This window comes from Prevotella heparinolytica (genome assembly GCF_004342845.1).
In the GTDB taxonomy this organism is placed as follows: domain Bacteria; phylum Bacteroidota; class Bacteroidia; order Bacteroidales; family Bacteroidaceae; genus Bacteroides; species Bacteroides heparinolyticus.
Genome location: NZ_SLXB01000006.1, coordinates 109,278 through 123,816, shown reverse-complemented (window position 1 = coordinate 123,816; position 14,539 = coordinate 109,278). Strand labels below are relative to the sequence as shown.

15 protein-coding genes and 4 tRNA genes are annotated in these 14,539 nt (G+C 45.2%); 3 read left to right on the top strand and 16 right to left on the bottom strand.

Going from position 1 to position 14,539, the window contains the following annotated elements; all coding sequences use genetic code 11:
* Window positions 1-39: 39 nt before the first annotated feature.
* The 14 genes from rplL to rpsU form a co-directional block, all read right to left on the bottom strand.
* Window positions 40-417 (bottom strand): 50S ribosomal protein L7/L12, encoded by a 378-nt coding sequence (rplL, locus tag EV202_RS04950; RefSeq protein WP_106040867.1) that lies wholly within the window; start codon window positions 415-417, stop codon window positions 40-42.
* A gap of 60 nt (window positions 418-477) precedes the next feature.
* A complete protein-coding gene (rplJ, locus tag EV202_RS04945; RefSeq protein WP_131925845.1) occupies window positions 478-999 on the bottom strand; it encodes a 50S ribosomal protein L10 in 522 nt (173 codons plus the stop codon).
* A 15-nt stretch (window positions 1,000-1,014) separates the two neighbouring features.
* On the bottom strand, window positions 1,015-1,713 hold the full coding sequence (rplA, locus tag EV202_RS04940; protein ID WP_106069094.1) for a 50S ribosomal protein L1: 699 nt from the start codon (window positions 1,711-1,713) through the stop codon (window positions 1,015-1,017).
* 15 nt (window positions 1,714-1,728) lie between these two features.
* On the bottom strand, window positions 1,729-2,172 hold the full coding sequence (gene rplK, locus EV202_RS04935) for a 50S ribosomal protein L11 (protein ID WP_106040870.1): 444 nt from the start codon (window positions 2,170-2,172) through the stop codon (window positions 1,729-1,731).
* 57 nt (window positions 2,173-2,229) lie between these two features.
* Entirely contained in the window at window positions 2,230-2,772 is a 543-nt protein-coding gene (nusG, locus tag EV202_RS04930; RefSeq protein ID WP_131925843.1) for a transcription termination/antitermination protein NusG, read from the bottom strand.
* Between the two features lie 12 nt (window positions 2,773-2,784).
* Window positions 2,785-2,973, bottom strand: a complete 189-nt coding sequence (gene secE, locus EV202_RS15450) for a preprotein translocase subunit SecE (protein WP_106069096.1) — start codon at window positions 2,971-2,973, stop codon at window positions 2,785-2,787.
* Window positions 2,974-2,987: 14 nt separating this feature from the next.
* A tRNA-Trp gene (locus tag EV202_RS04920) sits at window positions 2,988-3,060 on the bottom strand.
* 50 nt (window positions 3,061-3,110) lie between these two features.
* Complete coding sequence (gene tuf, locus EV202_RS04915) at window positions 3,111-4,295, bottom strand: elongation factor Tu (protein ID WP_131925841.1); 1,185 nt, start codon at window positions 4,293-4,295, stop codon at window positions 3,111-3,113.
* A gap of 51 nt (window positions 4,296-4,346) precedes the next feature.
* A tRNA-Thr gene (locus tag EV202_RS04910) sits at window positions 4,347-4,418 on the bottom strand.
* A 14-nt stretch (window positions 4,419-4,432) separates the two neighbouring features.
* A tRNA-Tyr gene (locus EV202_RS04905) sits at window positions 4,433-4,515 on the bottom strand.
* A gap of 66 nt (window positions 4,516-4,581) precedes the next feature.
* Window positions 4,582-4,655: transfer RNA gene (locus EV202_RS04900), tRNA-Thr, on the bottom strand.
* 92 nt (window positions 4,656-4,747) lie between these two features.
* Window positions 4,748-5,047, bottom strand: coding sequence for a ribosome hibernation-promoting factor, HPF/YfiA family (gene hpf, locus EV202_RS04895; RefSeq protein ID WP_106069098.1), 300 nt, complete (start codon window positions 5,045-5,047; stop codon window positions 4,748-4,750).
* Window positions 5,048-5,064: 17 nt separating this feature from the next.
* Window positions 5,065-5,949: a tyrosine-type recombinase/integrase gene (locus EV202_RS04890; RefSeq protein WP_131925839.1), complete on the bottom strand. Its 885-nt coding sequence runs from the start codon at window positions 5,947-5,949 to the stop codon at window positions 5,065-5,067.
* A 72-nt stretch (window positions 5,950-6,021) separates the two neighbouring features.
* Window positions 6,022-6,213, bottom strand: a complete 192-nt coding sequence (gene rpsU, locus EV202_RS04885) for a 30S ribosomal protein S21 (RefSeq protein ID WP_106069100.1) — start codon at window positions 6,211-6,213, stop codon at window positions 6,022-6,024.
* 789 nt (window positions 6,214-7,002) lie between these two features.
* On the opposite strand from rpsU, the gene EV202_RS04880 reads away from it, so the two are divergent.
* Together EV202_RS04880 and EV202_RS04875 are read left to right on the top strand one after the other, a co-directional pair.
* On the top strand, window positions 7,003-8,796 hold the full coding sequence (locus tag EV202_RS04880) for an aminopeptidase P family protein (RefSeq protein ID WP_131925837.1): 1,794 nt from the start codon (window positions 7,003-7,005) through the stop codon (window positions 8,794-8,796).
* Window positions 8,797-8,816: 20 nt separating this feature from the next.
* Complete coding sequence (locus tag EV202_RS04875) at window positions 8,817-9,335, top strand: gamma carbonic anhydrase family protein (RefSeq protein WP_106069102.1); 519 nt, start codon at window positions 8,817-8,819, stop codon at window positions 9,333-9,335.
* A gap of 236 nt (window positions 9,336-9,571) precedes the next feature.
* Here EV202_RS04875 and EV202_RS04870 read toward each other — a convergent pair whose 3' ends face one another.
* Both EV202_RS04870 and gltX read right to left on the bottom strand, forming a co-directional pair.
* A complete protein-coding gene (locus tag EV202_RS04870) occupies window positions 9,572-10,792 on the bottom strand; it encodes a 3-deoxy-D-manno-octulosonic acid transferase (RefSeq protein WP_131925835.1) in 1,221 nt (406 codons plus the stop codon).
* Between the two features lie 19 nt (window positions 10,793-10,811).
* Complete coding sequence (gene gltX, locus EV202_RS04865; RefSeq protein ID WP_131925833.1) at window positions 10,812-12,338, bottom strand: glutamate--tRNA ligase; 1,527 nt, start codon at window positions 12,336-12,338, stop codon at window positions 10,812-10,814.
* Window positions 12,339-12,477: 139 nt separating this feature from the next.
* Here gltX and EV202_RS04860 point away from each other — a divergent pair, with 139 nt between their 5' ends.
* The gene (locus EV202_RS04860; RefSeq protein WP_131925831.1) at window positions 12,478-14,538 is read left to right on the top strand and encodes an HD family phosphohydrolase; all 2,061 of its coding nucleotides are present in this window, start codon (window positions 12,478-12,480) and stop codon (window positions 14,536-14,538) included.
* Window position 14,539: the final 1 nt, after the last annotated feature.

Genomic DNA, 14,539 nt, shown 5'->3' with positions numbered 1-14,539 from the left:
AAGGGTTCCTAACCGAAATACCTGATTTACAGGTCAATGTTATTTAAGTTCAACTTCAGCTCCAGCTTCTTCCAATGTTTTCTTCAATGATTCTGCTTCGTCTTTAGCCAAACCTTCTTTTACTACGCTGGGAGCGCCGTCTACCATATCTTTAGCTTCCTTCAAACCAAGACCGCAAGCTTCCTTAACGGCCTTAACTACCTGAAGTTTAGCTGCACCAGCGCTCTTCAATACTACATCGAAAGAAGTCTTTTCTTCTGCTGCGGCAGCACCACCGGCTGCAGGAGCAGCGGCAACAGCAACAGCTGCAGCAGCAGGTTCAATACCATATTCTTCTTTCAGGATTGTTGCAAGTTCATTAACTTCTTTTACTGTCAAGTTAACCAATTGTTCTGCAAAAGCTTTCAAATCTGCCATTTTTGTATGATTTTAATTGTTTAAATACTAAATAAATTGATATTAAATTGTTTCCGAATTTTACGCTTCGGGACGTTCTCCAAGAGTTTTGAGAACTCCGTGGAGGGTGTTTCCACCTGATTGCAGAGCAGAAATAACATTCTTGGCCGGTGATTGCAACAAAGCAACGATATCGGCAATAACCTCATTCTTACTCTTGATACTTACGAGAGCATCCAGCTGGTCAGCGCCAACATAGAAGCTTTCTTCCGCATATGCGGCTTTCAGTCCGGGAATACCATTCTTTGAGTTATCTTTCAGCAACTTAGCCGGAGCGTTAGCAACGTTGCAAAACATCACAGCTGTTGTACCTTTTAGAGAACCAAAAATCGGAGAATAGTCTTCTTCCAGGCTTTCCAATGCTTTGTGGAGCAATGTATTCTTAACCACCATCAATTTGATGTCAGCTTTGAAACACGCTCTTCTTAAAGCACTGGTTGCACCAGCATTCATCGCAGTGGTATCTACCAGGTAGAAGTGACCGTATTCTTTCACCGTAGCAGCAATCTGCTCAATAATCGTACTTTTATCTTCCTTTCTCATTATTACTCCGTTTTATTAGATTTCTTCTACTGTTTTCGGGTCAATCTTGATACCCGCACTCATCGTGCTAGAAAGATAAATACTCTTAATATATGTACCCTTGGCTGCAGTCGGTTTCAATTTATTCAACGTAGAGATGAATTCTTTCGCGTTATCACGAATTTGATCAGCACTAAATGAAACTTTACCAATAGAAGTATGAACGATACCGGTTTTATCAACTTTAAAGTCGATCTTTCCTTGTTTTACTTCTCTAACAGCTTTAGCAACATCCATAGTCACAGTGCCACTCTTGGGGTTAGGCATCAATCCACGAGGACCGAGCACACGACCAAGTGCACCAATCTTACCCATAATAGACGGCATAGTGATGATCACATCAATATCAGTCCATCCACCTTTGATCTTTTCAATATATTCATCAAGACCAACATAGTCAGCTCCGGCTTCTTTTGCAGCAGCTTCAGCATCCGGTGTACAAAGCACCAGAACGCGTACAACCTTACCTGTACCGTGAGGAAGTGAAACGACACCTCTCACCATTTGGTTGGCTTTACGCGGGTCAACGCCCAAACGTACGTCGATATCCAGAGAAGCGTCGAATTTAGTAAAGGAAATTTCCTTTACCAATGCAGCGGCTTCTTTGAGAGAGTATGCTTTCCCTGCTTCAATTTTTTCTGCAGCCAACTTTTGATTTTTTGTCAGTTTACCCATTCTAATTGAAGTTTATTAGTTATTAACCGGGAACTCCCCTTTTACAGCGATACCCATACTTCTAGCTGTACCGGCAACCATTTTCATGGCAGCCTCTACAGTGAAACAGTTTAAGTCAACCATTTTGTCCTGAGCAATCGTACGAACCTGTTCCCAAGTAATCTCGGCAACTTTCTTACGGTTAGGCTCAGCAGAACCACTCTTTTGCTTCGTCACTTCCAATAACTGGATAGCCACGGGAGGAGTCTTGATCACAAAATCAAAAGACTTATCTGCGTAGTAAGTGATAATCACAGGAAGAACTTTTCCTGCTTTGTCTTGGGTTCTGGCGTTGAATTGCTTGCAAAACTCCATGATATTGATACCCTTAGAACCCAAAGCAGGCCCTACGGGAGGTGATGGATTTGCCGCGCCTCCTTTAATCTGTAATTTGATTAGTCCAGCAACTTCTTTAGCCATTTTTTAATTGATTTATATATAAACATTAATGAAGAATACTACAGCGTAACACCTGCACTATTCTTTTTCAACTTGCATAAAGCCTAATTCGAGCGGGGTTTTCCGTCCGAATATCTTCACCATGACCTTCAGCTTCTTCTTCTCGGTGTTCACTTCTTCAATGATTCCACTGAATCCGCTAAACGGACCGTAATTCACTTTCACAGTCTCGCCGACTACATACGGGATATTCAGTTCTTCACCGGATTCCTGCAATTCATCGACCGTACCAAGTATACGATTCACTTCTGACTGTCTCAGAGGAACGGGCTTATTCGATCCACCTAAGAACCCTATTACATTAGGAGTATTTCTCAAGTGGTGAGCTACCTCACCCACCAGAGCAGCCTCCACCAAAACGTAACCAGGGAGATAGCTTCTCTCTTTCACAATTTTTTTGCCATTGCGAACCTGATATACTTTTTCGGTAGGAATCAATACCTGAGATACGTAATCACCAAGGTTGCTGTTTTTAATATCAGCTTCAAGGTATTCCTTTACCTTAGCTTCTTTTCCACTAATAGCACGCAAGACGTACCATTTCTTTTCAATCTCAGACATTTCTCCTTAACTTTAATGTGGATAAACAAATTCCATCAGATGTTGGAAACAGAAGTCCATCGCAAATACTACCACTGCAATTAGTAGGGAAGCATATAAAACAACTACTGCACTGCTAGTAAGTTCAGAATACGTAGGCCACGACACTTTATGAACAAGTTCGTCGTAAGTTTCTTTAAAATAAGCTACTATCTTCTTCATTTCAAAAATATTAGCACGGGAGGAGAGGCTCGAACTCCCGACACCCGGTTTTGGAGACCGGTGCTCTACCAACTGAGCTACTCCCGTTTGAACAGAATCAGTTCCCGACATACACCGGGAACTGATTAAGATATTTATTAGTCAAGAATTTCTGTAATCTGACCAGAACCTACCGTACGGCCACCTTCACGGATAGCGAAACGCAAACCTACGTTCAATGCTACCGGATAGATCAACTCTACGATAATTTCTACGTTATCACCAGGCATTACCATTTCAGTTCCTTCCGGAAGAGTAATTTCACCTGTACAGTCCATAGTACGCAGATAGAACTGAGGACGGTATTTGTTGTGGAACGGAGTGTGGCGACCACCTTCTTCTTTCTTCAAAACATAGATAGAAGCTTTGAATTTAGAGTGGGGTTTAATCTGGCCCGGCTTACAAAGAACCATACCACGTTTGATTTCGTTCTTGTCAATACCGCGGAGCAACAAACCTACGTTGTCACCGGCTTCACCTTGATCCAGCAATTTGCGGAACATTTCAACGCCTGTTACAACAGACTTCTTGTCCTCACCCAAACCGAGGATTTCAACTTCGTCACCTACATGGATAACACCGGCTTCGATACGACCGGTTGCCACAGTACCACGACCAGTGATTGAGAATACGTCTTCAACCGGCATCAAGAACGGTTTATCAACATCACGCGGAGGCAGAGGAATCCAAGTATCGCAAGCATCCATCAGCTCCATGATTTTTTCTTCCCACTTCTCAACACCATTCAATGCGCCAAGAGCAGAACCTTGGATAAACGGAGTATTGTCACCATCGAATTCGTAAGCAGAAAGCAGTTCGCGCATTTCCATTTCAACAAGTTCCAACATTTCGGCGTCATCCACCATGTCACACTTGTTCATGAACACTACCAGCCTAGGTACGTTTACCTGACGAGCCAACAGAATGTGTTCGCGAGTCTGAGGCATCGGACCGTCAGTAGCAGCAACCACGATGATAGCACCGTCCATCTGAGCAGCACCGGTTACCATGTTCTTCACGTAGTCGGCGTGACCCGGACAGTCCACGTGAGCATAGTGACGGTTAGCTGTTTGATACTCTACGTGAGAAGTATTGATAGTAATACCTCTTTCCTTCTCTTCAGGAGCGTTGTCGATAGAATCGAAAGAACGCAATTCTGAAAGACCTTTCTTTGCCAACACAGTAGTGATAGCGGCAGTCAACGTGGTTTTACCGTGGTCAACGTGACCAATAGTACCAATGTTTACGTGCGGTTTGGTACGTTCGAATTTCTCTTTAGCCATAGCTTTACTTGTTTATTTATTTGATTAATAATCAGCCTTTACATTTTTATGAGCTGTTACCGGGATTTGAACCCGGGACCTCTTCCTTACCAAGGAAGTGCTCTACCACTGAGCTATAACAGCGAGATATAGAGTTGTGGGCAAAGATGGATTCGAACCACCGAAGGCGTAAGCCAGCAGATTTACAGTCTGCCCCATTTGGCCACTCTGGTATTTGCCCCTCTGTTTTATTGTCAAAAAACTCTTTTCTTCTTCAAACTGTCCAACGAAAGCACTCGGATACTTGAGCCTCTTGTCGGATTCGAACCAACGACCCCGAGATTACAAATCACGTGCTCTGGCCAACTGAGCTAAAGAGGCAAACTTAAAAATGCAACCGTTGCGTATCATAGCGAGCGAAACGGCTGCAAATTTAGGCATTTATTTTTTACCCGCAAAATTTTAGCGGAAAATTATTTGGTTCGCTGTTTTTCCTTATACTTCACCAACTGTTTTTCCAAAGCCTCCAAGGAGAGATCCACCGCTTCTTCAAACGTATCACAAACCTTATTGGCATATAACTCCCCATTGGGAACCAACACCTTTACTCCGGCTTCTTTATTTTCAGCTGTTTCCGGTTTTACAACCTTTAATGACACCTCTACTTTCTTTATATCGTCGTAAAACTTCTCCAACTTGACAACCTTTTTTTGGATAAAGGCTTGCAGCTGCTCTGACGCATCAAAGTGAATCGATTGAATTCTTACTTCCATACTTACCTCCTTTTTACTTAGGCTCGGGGATGAGCCTGGTTATACACTTTTTTAAGTTCTTCAAAAGTGGTATGCGTATAAACTTCCGTTGTCGCCAAGCTTTCGTGCCCGAGAAGCTCCTTTATCGAATTTAAATCAGCACCATGATTCAACATGGCCGTCGCAAAGGTGTGCCTCAACACATGAGGACTTCTTTTCTTTACAGTCACCACTTTTGATAGATTCCGTTTTACTAATGCTGCCACGAAACCCGGATAAAGCCGTTGTCCGCCTTTTCTGACAAAAAAGGCGTCCGAACGTAGCGGAAATTTTTCATTTCTTTTGTTGACATATTCGCGCATAGAGGATTCCAATTCCTTAGCAAAAGGTATTAGGCGCTGTTTGTTTCTCTTTCCCGTCACTTTTATCAAAGCCGTAGAAAAATCCACATCGGCATCGTTCAACCCCACTAATTCCGAAAGACGCATACCGGTAGCATAAAACATTTCGATAATCATACGATCCCGGCACCCCTCAAAACTTTCCCCGAAATCAATATCATCCAACAAACGGTTGATCTCGTTTTCCTTCAGAAAGACCGGAAGCGGCTTCTTTTTTTTAGGCCCTACCACTTTCTGTAATGGGTCTACCGCCACCAATCCCTTCCGCAGGAGAAATCGATAATACGTTCTTATGGAGCTAAGTTTACGGTTAATAGTAGAAGCACACCGTTGTTCGTCCATCAGGAATGCAATCCAATCACGAACAAGTTCCGCATCTACTTTCTCAGGCGTTATGCTTCCAAGCTGTTCTTCACCAAATTTTTGCAATTCCAGAACATCCGCCTTATAGCGCTCTACCGTGCTTTCGGCATAGTTTCGCTCATGCAAAAGATAGTCAAGAAAAGAATCTGTCAACAACATTTCGCTACATATCTAAATCATGCAACGAATGTATAAAAAAGAATTCAATAATTCAAAGGAATTTACGAATTATTAATCTTCTACTTGCTGAAGTTTCTGAACGTAAACGGCACGCTCTTTATTAAGTCTCTTAGTCACAGAAGGTTTGTCAAACTGCTGTCTGCGTCTCAATTCCTTAACGATACCGGTCTTTTCGAATTTTCTTTTGAACTTCTTCAGCGATTTTTCAATGTTTTCGCCTTCTTTTACAGGTACTACAATCATTTTCTTTTGATTAAATGTTAATGGTTTAATATTTTACGATTAAATCGAGCGGCAAAATTACACATACTTTCTTTATTCACAAAACTTTCTGGAGAAAAACTATCAATCAGCCCCGAAGGAGTTCCCAAAGAGTGAGCAAAAAGCCGCATTACCAGAAGCAGAACAACCATAGACGAAGCGTGGTCGGACTATACACCAACCTCAAGCCAGCTATGAGCCAGCTCCGAGGTGCCAAGTAGTCCCAAAAGCCTCTAAAACAGGCATATAAATCTAATTATCAACATCTTACATCAAATATTTTTCTCGCGCGCGCGAGAGAAGAAAAGAAAAAGAGAAGAAAAAGAAGAAGATAAGAGAAGAACAGAATAAGAATAAGCCTCCAACATCCCCCATAGATTTTCTTTAAAGGAGGAGGAATCTCTCATCCAATTTAAATATCCCCTTTGTGTTTTCCCAATAGCAGACTTCCGTCAAAGCCACACTGCAACCGGACAAATGCCACACTCCGGCATCCCTCAGCCCACACGATATGCCCCGCAAAGTGTGGCAAAGGAAGCAACAAAGTGCGGCAAAGGGAACAACAAAGTGTGGTGTTAGGGGCAGCGACATAGAATGATAGAATTTGAAGAATAAAACTTCAGAAATATCAACACATTCATTTCCAAATAAAAACATAAAGGAGGATAAGGCAAAACCAAGAAGTCTTAAACAGAGAAAATAAAGCAGATATAGCTTTTTTTTCAAAGAAAGTAAGTAACTTTGGAGAAAGAATATAAAATCTAAAGAAAAATGAATCAAACAGTCAGTGAGAAAATAAATGCCCTGCGCGCCATGTTTCATCAAAAAAACATAGCGGCTTTCATCGTACCCAGCACCGACCCGCATCTCAGCGAATACGTAGCGCCACATTGGAAATCAAGGGAATGGATTTCCGGATTCACCGGATCGGCAGGTACCGTAGTCGTCACGCACGAAAAAGCAGGCCTATGGACGGACTCGCGTTATTTCTTGCAAGCCGACCGGCAATTGAAAAACAGCGGAATAGAACTATACAAGGAAATGCTACCTGAAACGCCTACTATCCCTGCCTTCCTGAGCGCAAACCTCAATCATGGAGATACCGTGGGAATTGACGGCGAGGTGTTCTCTGTGGAGGAAGTCAGACAACTTGAAAAGCTGTTGCTGAAAAACAATATTTTCGTAAAAAACATTTCCGACCCCATGAACAGTATATGGGCAGACCGTCCTGCCATGCCGGAAGAGCCGGGATTTGTATACCCCACCCAACATGCAGGAAAAACACCCCGAGAAAAACTGACCGCCATCCGGAAAGAGATGGAAAAGAATGGCGCCGACGCTCTGCTCGTTTCTTCGCTGGATGAAATAGCATGGACACTGAACATCCGTGGCAACGATGTGCACTGTAACCCGGTCGTGGTGAGCTACCTGATCATAGAAGCGCATAATGCCCACCTCTTTATACGGCCGCAGAAAGTGACGGAAGCTCTTTCCGCCCACCTCGAAGAAGCCGGAATATCTATCCACAACTATAACGAAATAATACCTTTCCTCAACCGTATCACTGCCGGAAGCGTGATGCTGAATCCCGCAAAGACAAACTATGCCGTTTACTCCGCCATACGCCCCCAATGCCACATCATCGAGGGAACATCGCCGATAACTCTTTTGAAAGCTATCCGCAACGAGCAGGAAATGGCCGGTATTCGGGCAGCCATGCAACGCGACGGAGTGGCTTTGGTGAAATTCCTGAAATGGCTGGAAGAAGCAGTACCCACCGAGCAAGAGACGGAAATCAGCATAGACAAGAAGTTGCATGAGTTTCGCGCCGCCCAACCGCTTTACATGGGAGAGAGTTTCGACACTATTGCCGGATACAGGCCACACGGAGCCATCGTACACTATGGAGCCACATCCGAGACCGATGTTCCACTAAAGCCGAAAGGCTTCTTGTTATTGGACTCCGGCGCGCAGTATCTGGACGGAACCACGGACATCACCCGCACCATCGCTTTGGGAGAGTTGACAGAAGAAGAAAAAACAGACTACACCTTGGTTCTGAAAGGACATATAAATTTAGCTATGGCCATTTTCCCCGAAGGCACACGTGGAGCACAATTAGATGTACTGGCCCGCATGCCGATGTGGCAACACCGCATGAATTTCCTTCATGGAACGGGACACGGAGTAGGGCATTTTCTCAATGTACACGAAGGCCCGCAAAGTATTCGCATGAACGAGAACCCGGTCAGTCTGCAAGCCGGAATGGTAACATCAAACGAACCGGGAATTTATAAAACCGGAAGTCACGGAGTGCGCATAGAGAACCTGACCCTTACCGTAGAGGCCGGTGAAGGCATGTATGGAAAATACTTGAAGTTCGAGACAATCACCCTCTGCCCCATCTGCAAGAAAAGCATCCGCAAAGAAATGCTGACAACAGAAGAAACCGAGTGGCTGAACGATTATCATCGGAAAGTGTACGACCGACTTTCGCCGGACCTGAACGAGGAAGAACAAGAATGGCTGAAAGAAGCCTGTGCCCCACTCACCGCTAATCATTAATCTACTAACGAACTAAAAAAATGGCAATCATAAAATCAGTAAGGGGCTTCACCCCCGAAATAGGAGAAAATTGCTTCTTGGCGGACAATGCAGCCATCATCGGCGATGTAAAAATGGGACGCGATTGCAGCATCTGGTTCAGCACCGTGTTGCGAGGAGATGTAAATTCCATTCGCATCGGTAATGGAGTAAATATTCAGGACGGAAGCGTACTTCACACATTGTACCAAAAGTCAACCATCGAAATAGGCGACCATGTGTCTGTGGGTCATAATGTCACCATACACGGAGCCACTATCAAGGATTATGCCTTGGTAGGGATGGGCTCTACCATACTCGACCATGCCATTGTCGGTGAAGGAGCCATTGTGGCAGCCGGCTCTCTGGTATTGAGCAACACCATTATTGAACCGGGCAGTATCTGGGGAGGAGTTCCCGCCAAATTTATCAAGAAAGTAGACCCTGCTCAAGCTAAGGAACTGAACGAGAAAATCGCCCATAACTACCTGATGTATTCCAATTGGTACAAAGAACAATAATGCATGCCCGCCGAGAAGGGCTTCCGGCTGACATATGCCCCTCACACCTCATTCAGGGTCTATTGAAGCCTCATGCGACATAAGACAAATCAGGCGAGAATTCCGTGGAATAAACACAGTATCCAATGATACATTCCGTAAATTCCGCACAATTCGCGCCTAAAGGAAGAACTTAAATTTATTTTAATGCATCCTCCGGAAAACCGTCAGAAGTTTTCTTCTAACCCAAAAGCAACTTAAAAGTTAATCATACTCATAATCTTATTCGTTGCCCCGGCATTATCTGTCACATATTTACCGGCGTTCGTCCCTGTCTCATGCAGAAACTTCTCGTCTGACAGCATACGGTCGAGCAGTCTCTTCAGCTCATCGTAATCCTTCACCGAAAAAGCCCCTCCCGACTCAATCAAATGGATGGCTTCCTGGAACTTCTGGTATTTAGGCCCGAAAATCACCGGGATGCCATAAACCGCAGCTTCCAACGTGTTGTGTATCCCCACGCCGAACCCTCCTCCGATATAGCTGATTTCGCCATAGCGGTAAATGGAGGAAAGCAGCCCGAAGCAATCTATAATCAAACAGTCGGCTTTACATACATTTTTCTCGTCCGCACGAGTATATCGCACGTAGGGACGTTTCAACTTACGGATAATCTCCACCAGATGATTCTCGTCGATGACATGCGGAGCAATAATCAGCTTCACCTCCGGATGTTCATTGAAGTATTCTATAAACAGGTCTTCGTCCGGCTGCCAGGAACTTCCTGCCACAAAAGTCATCGTGTTGTTCTTGAAAAGTTCCACCAAAGGTAATTCCTTGGCTTCCTCACGTATTTGCAGCACACGGTCGAACCTCGTATCGCCCACCACCGTAGCACGATTGATGCCGATCTTTGCCAAATAGCGTTTAGAGCGCTCGTTCTGTACAAACAAATGGTCGAAGTTGCGCAACACATGCCTGTACGTTCCACCATACCATTTGAAGAATATCTGCCCACGACGAAAGATGGAGGAAATGCTATATACCGGAATACGACGTTTATGCAATTCATCCAAATAGTTCTTCCAGAATTCATACTTGATAAAGAAAGCCATGCAAGGATTCACAATATCAAGAAACTTCTTTACATTTCGAGGTTTATCGAAAGGCAGATAGCAAACGACGTCGGCACCTCTGTAATTTTTACGGACTTCATAACCCGAGGGAGAGAAAAAGGTAAGCAGAATGCCATAATCCGGATATTTGGCACGAATCTGTTCAATCAGCGGTCGTCCTTGCTCAAATTCCCCCAAAGAAGCGGCATGAAACCAAATATAGCGTTTCTCCTTCTCCAATTGCTGGCGAAGCAGTTCATAAACCACCCAATGTCCTTTCATCATCTTCCGGGGCTTCCGGCTGAACGGAGCAACCAAATGCACCAAAAGATCGTAAACGACTATGGCAAAATTGTATAGCATACTACAATTCTTTCATTATTCATTTCAGAACACCGATGGCGCGCTGTATGCGCTCCAGCGTTTCTTCCTTTCCTATCAATTCGGTAATGTCGAACATGTGCGGACCTTTACACTCTCCCACCACTGCCAGACGAAAAGCATTCATCACATTGCCCAGGTGATAGCCACGTTCTGTAATCCAACCAATGACAATATCCTCCGAAGGCTTGGACGAGAAATCGGCAATACCCCTCAACACATCCATCAGCTCTGCCATGATGCGCGGCGTTTCTTCGGACCAGCGCTTCTTCACATCCTTTTCAGCATACTCCGTCGGGGCAATGAAGAAGAAGCGGGTTTGCTCCCATAATTCCTTTACAAAATTCACACGGCCTTTCACAAGAGAAACCACTTTGGCCAGAAACTCATCGCTATATTTGTCCGCATCAATGCCATTAGCCGTGAGCACCGGTTTAAACAAGCAGGCAATCTCTCCATCGGGTTTCATCATGATGTATTCATGGTTAAACCAGATACCTTTCTTATAATCAAACTTTGCACCCGACTTGCTGCAATGGCTCAAATCGAAGAGTTTCACCAATTCGTCCATCGTCATCAGTTCTTGGTCGTTGCCCGGGTTCCATCCCAGCAGAGCCAGGAAGTTGATAACCGCCTCAGGCAAATATCCCGATTCGCGATAACCCGAAGAGACATCCCCCGACTTGGGATCATGCCACTCCAACGGGAAAACCGGAAAGCCCAGACGATCACCGTCGCGTTTGCTTAATTTTCCATTACCTTCAGGTTTCAGCAACAAAGGCAAGTGAGCAAAGGCAGGCATGGTATCTTCCCAACCGAAAGCGCGGTAAAGCAACACATGCAGGGGAGCCGACGGCAGCCATTCTTCACCGCGAATCACATGAGACACCTCCATCAGATGGTCGTCCACGATATTCGCCAAATGGTACGTGGGCAATTCGTCGGCCGATTTATAGAGCACTTTATCGTCGAGGATAGATGAGTTAATCACCACTTCGCCGCGAATCAGGTCGTCGACATGTATATCCTCGTTCGGTTCAATCTTGAAACGTACCACATATTGTTCGCCGGCAACGATCAAGGCATCCGTTTCCTTTTTGGAAAGAGTCAGTGAGTTGCGCATCTGCATACGGGTAGAGGCATCATACTGAAAGTTGGCAATTTCGGCACGTTTGGCTTCCAACTCCTGTGGAGTATCAAAAGCGACATATGCCTTTCCTGCTTCCAATAAGACCTGCACATACTTCTTGTATATTTCCCGACGTTCCGACTGACGATACGGCCCATAATTCCCGCCGAAGCTCACTCCCTCGTCGAACGGAATGCCCAGCCACTTGAAAGACTCCAAGATATACTCTTCAGCCCCCGGTACAAAGCGGTTGGAGTCCGTATCCTCAATACGGAAAATCAAGTCACCGCCATGCTGGCGGGCAAAGAGATAATTATACAAAGCTGTACGCACACCACCAATATGCAACGCTCCCGTAGGACTCGGAGCAAAACGGACTCTGACCTTTCTTTCTGCCATAATCTACCTTAACTTATAAAGATTAACCTCTTATTTATCGGTTTCTTCGTATTTAAAAATGCTTTTTAGATGGCAAAATTAAGCCTTTTTTTTCACACTAATGTTTTTTTTCGTACTTTTCGCAAAAAATTCAGTTGTTATGAGTTATTTCAATCCCAAAAAGGAGTTTTCTTTAAAAGATTTGCTATATAAGGTGCTGATCTTCATCGGCACAGTAGGGGTTATTGTCTATTTCCTGCCGCGAGACGGTAAATTCAACTATCAATTTGACATCGACAAACCCTGGAAGTACGGACAACTCATGGCCACATTCGACTTTCCGATATACAAGGCCGACGAAGTGGTGAAGCGCGAACAAGACAGCATCTTATCTTCTTTTCAACCCTATTTCCAATCGGACAAAGAGGTTGAGAAGAAAGTCCTCGCCAAACTGAAAACAGACTACCAAAGCCACCTGCGCGAGTTGCTTCCTTCCACAGACTATGTCCGTTTTCTGGAAAGGACACTGTCCGAGATATACCGTGCCGGCATCGTCTCCACCGAAGAGTTGGACAAGCTGCATAAGGACAGCATTTCTTCCATCATGGTAATCAACGACAAGATGGCATCCCATCAACCCACCGAGAAAGTCTATTCGGTCAAAGACGCCTACCACTACATCCTCACCGCCGACAGTAGCCGATACCGCCCGGAGGTTCTGCGCCAATGTTCTCTGAACGAATACTTGTTCCCTAATCTGACTTACGACGAACAACGGACGGAAACCGCCCGGGAAGAGATACTCAATGACTATTCATGGGCCAACGGCATCGTATTGAGCGGCCAGAAAATCATCGACCGTGGAGAAATCGTCAACCAAGAGACATACAGCATTCTTGAAAGTCTCCGGAAAGAGTCCATCAAGCGCAGCGAGTCCATCGGGCAGAAACGCCTGATGCTGGTGGGACAGATTCTGTTCACCGGCATCTTCATGCTGTGTTTCATGCTCTATCTCGAATTATTCCGCAAAGACTATTACAAGCGCAAAGGCAGCCTTTCCCTGCTCTTTGCCTCAATCACGTTCTACTGCGTACTGACAGCCATCATGGTGTCCAACAACATCTTCAACGTCTACATCATCCCGTATGCCATGCTGCCTGTCATCATCCGTATCTTCCTCGATTCGCGCACGGCATTCACAGCCCAAGCCATCACCATACTGATATGCTCCATCTGCCTGCGCTATCCCCACGAGTTCATTCTCCTGCAACTCTCGGCCGGGCTGGTCGCCATCCTCAGCCTGAGGGAGCTTTCGCAACGCTCGCAACTGTTCCGCACCGCCATCCTCGTGATACTGACCTACGTTGCGGTGTATTTTGCTTTCGAGTTGATTACAGAGAATGATTTGTCTAAATTCAATGGAAGCATGTACACATATTTCATCATCAACGGAATTCTGCTGCTGTTTGCCTATCCCCTGCTTTTCCTTGTGGAGAAGACATTCGGTTTCACGTCCAATGTGACGTTGGTGGAACTCTCTAATATCAACAACAGCTTGTTGCGCCGCATGTCCGAAACCGTCCCCGGCACCTTCCAACACTCCATGCAAATGGCCAACCTGGCAGCCGAAGCGGCTAACCGCATCGGAGCCAAAAGCCAATTGGTGCGTACCGGGGCGTTGTATCACGACATCGGAAAGATGGAGAATCCGGTATTCTTCACCGAGAATCAGTCGGGCAACGTCAATCCGCACAAGAACCTCAGCTATGAGCAGAGCGCACAGACCATCATCAGCCACGTCACCGACGGACTGAAATTAGCGGAAAAGCACAACCTGCCCAAAGCCGTCAAAGACTTTATCACTACCCACCATGGCCGCGGGAAAACAAAATATTTCTACATCTCATGGAAGAACGAGCATCCGGGCGAAGAACCCGACGAGGAAGTGTTCACCTACCCCGGTCCTAACCCGTTCACCAAAGAGCAGGCCATACTTATGATGGCCGATTCTGTGGAAGCCGCCTCACGCAGCCTGCCCGAATATACAGAAGAGAGCATCGGCAATCTGGTAGAAAAAATCATAGACTCGCAGGTGGCAGAGGGCTTCTTCAAACAATGTCCCATCACCTTCAAGGACATCGACGTAGTGAAAACCGTGTTCAAGGAGAAGCTGAAAACGATATACCATACGCGCATCAGTTATCCCGAACTAAAAAAATAAG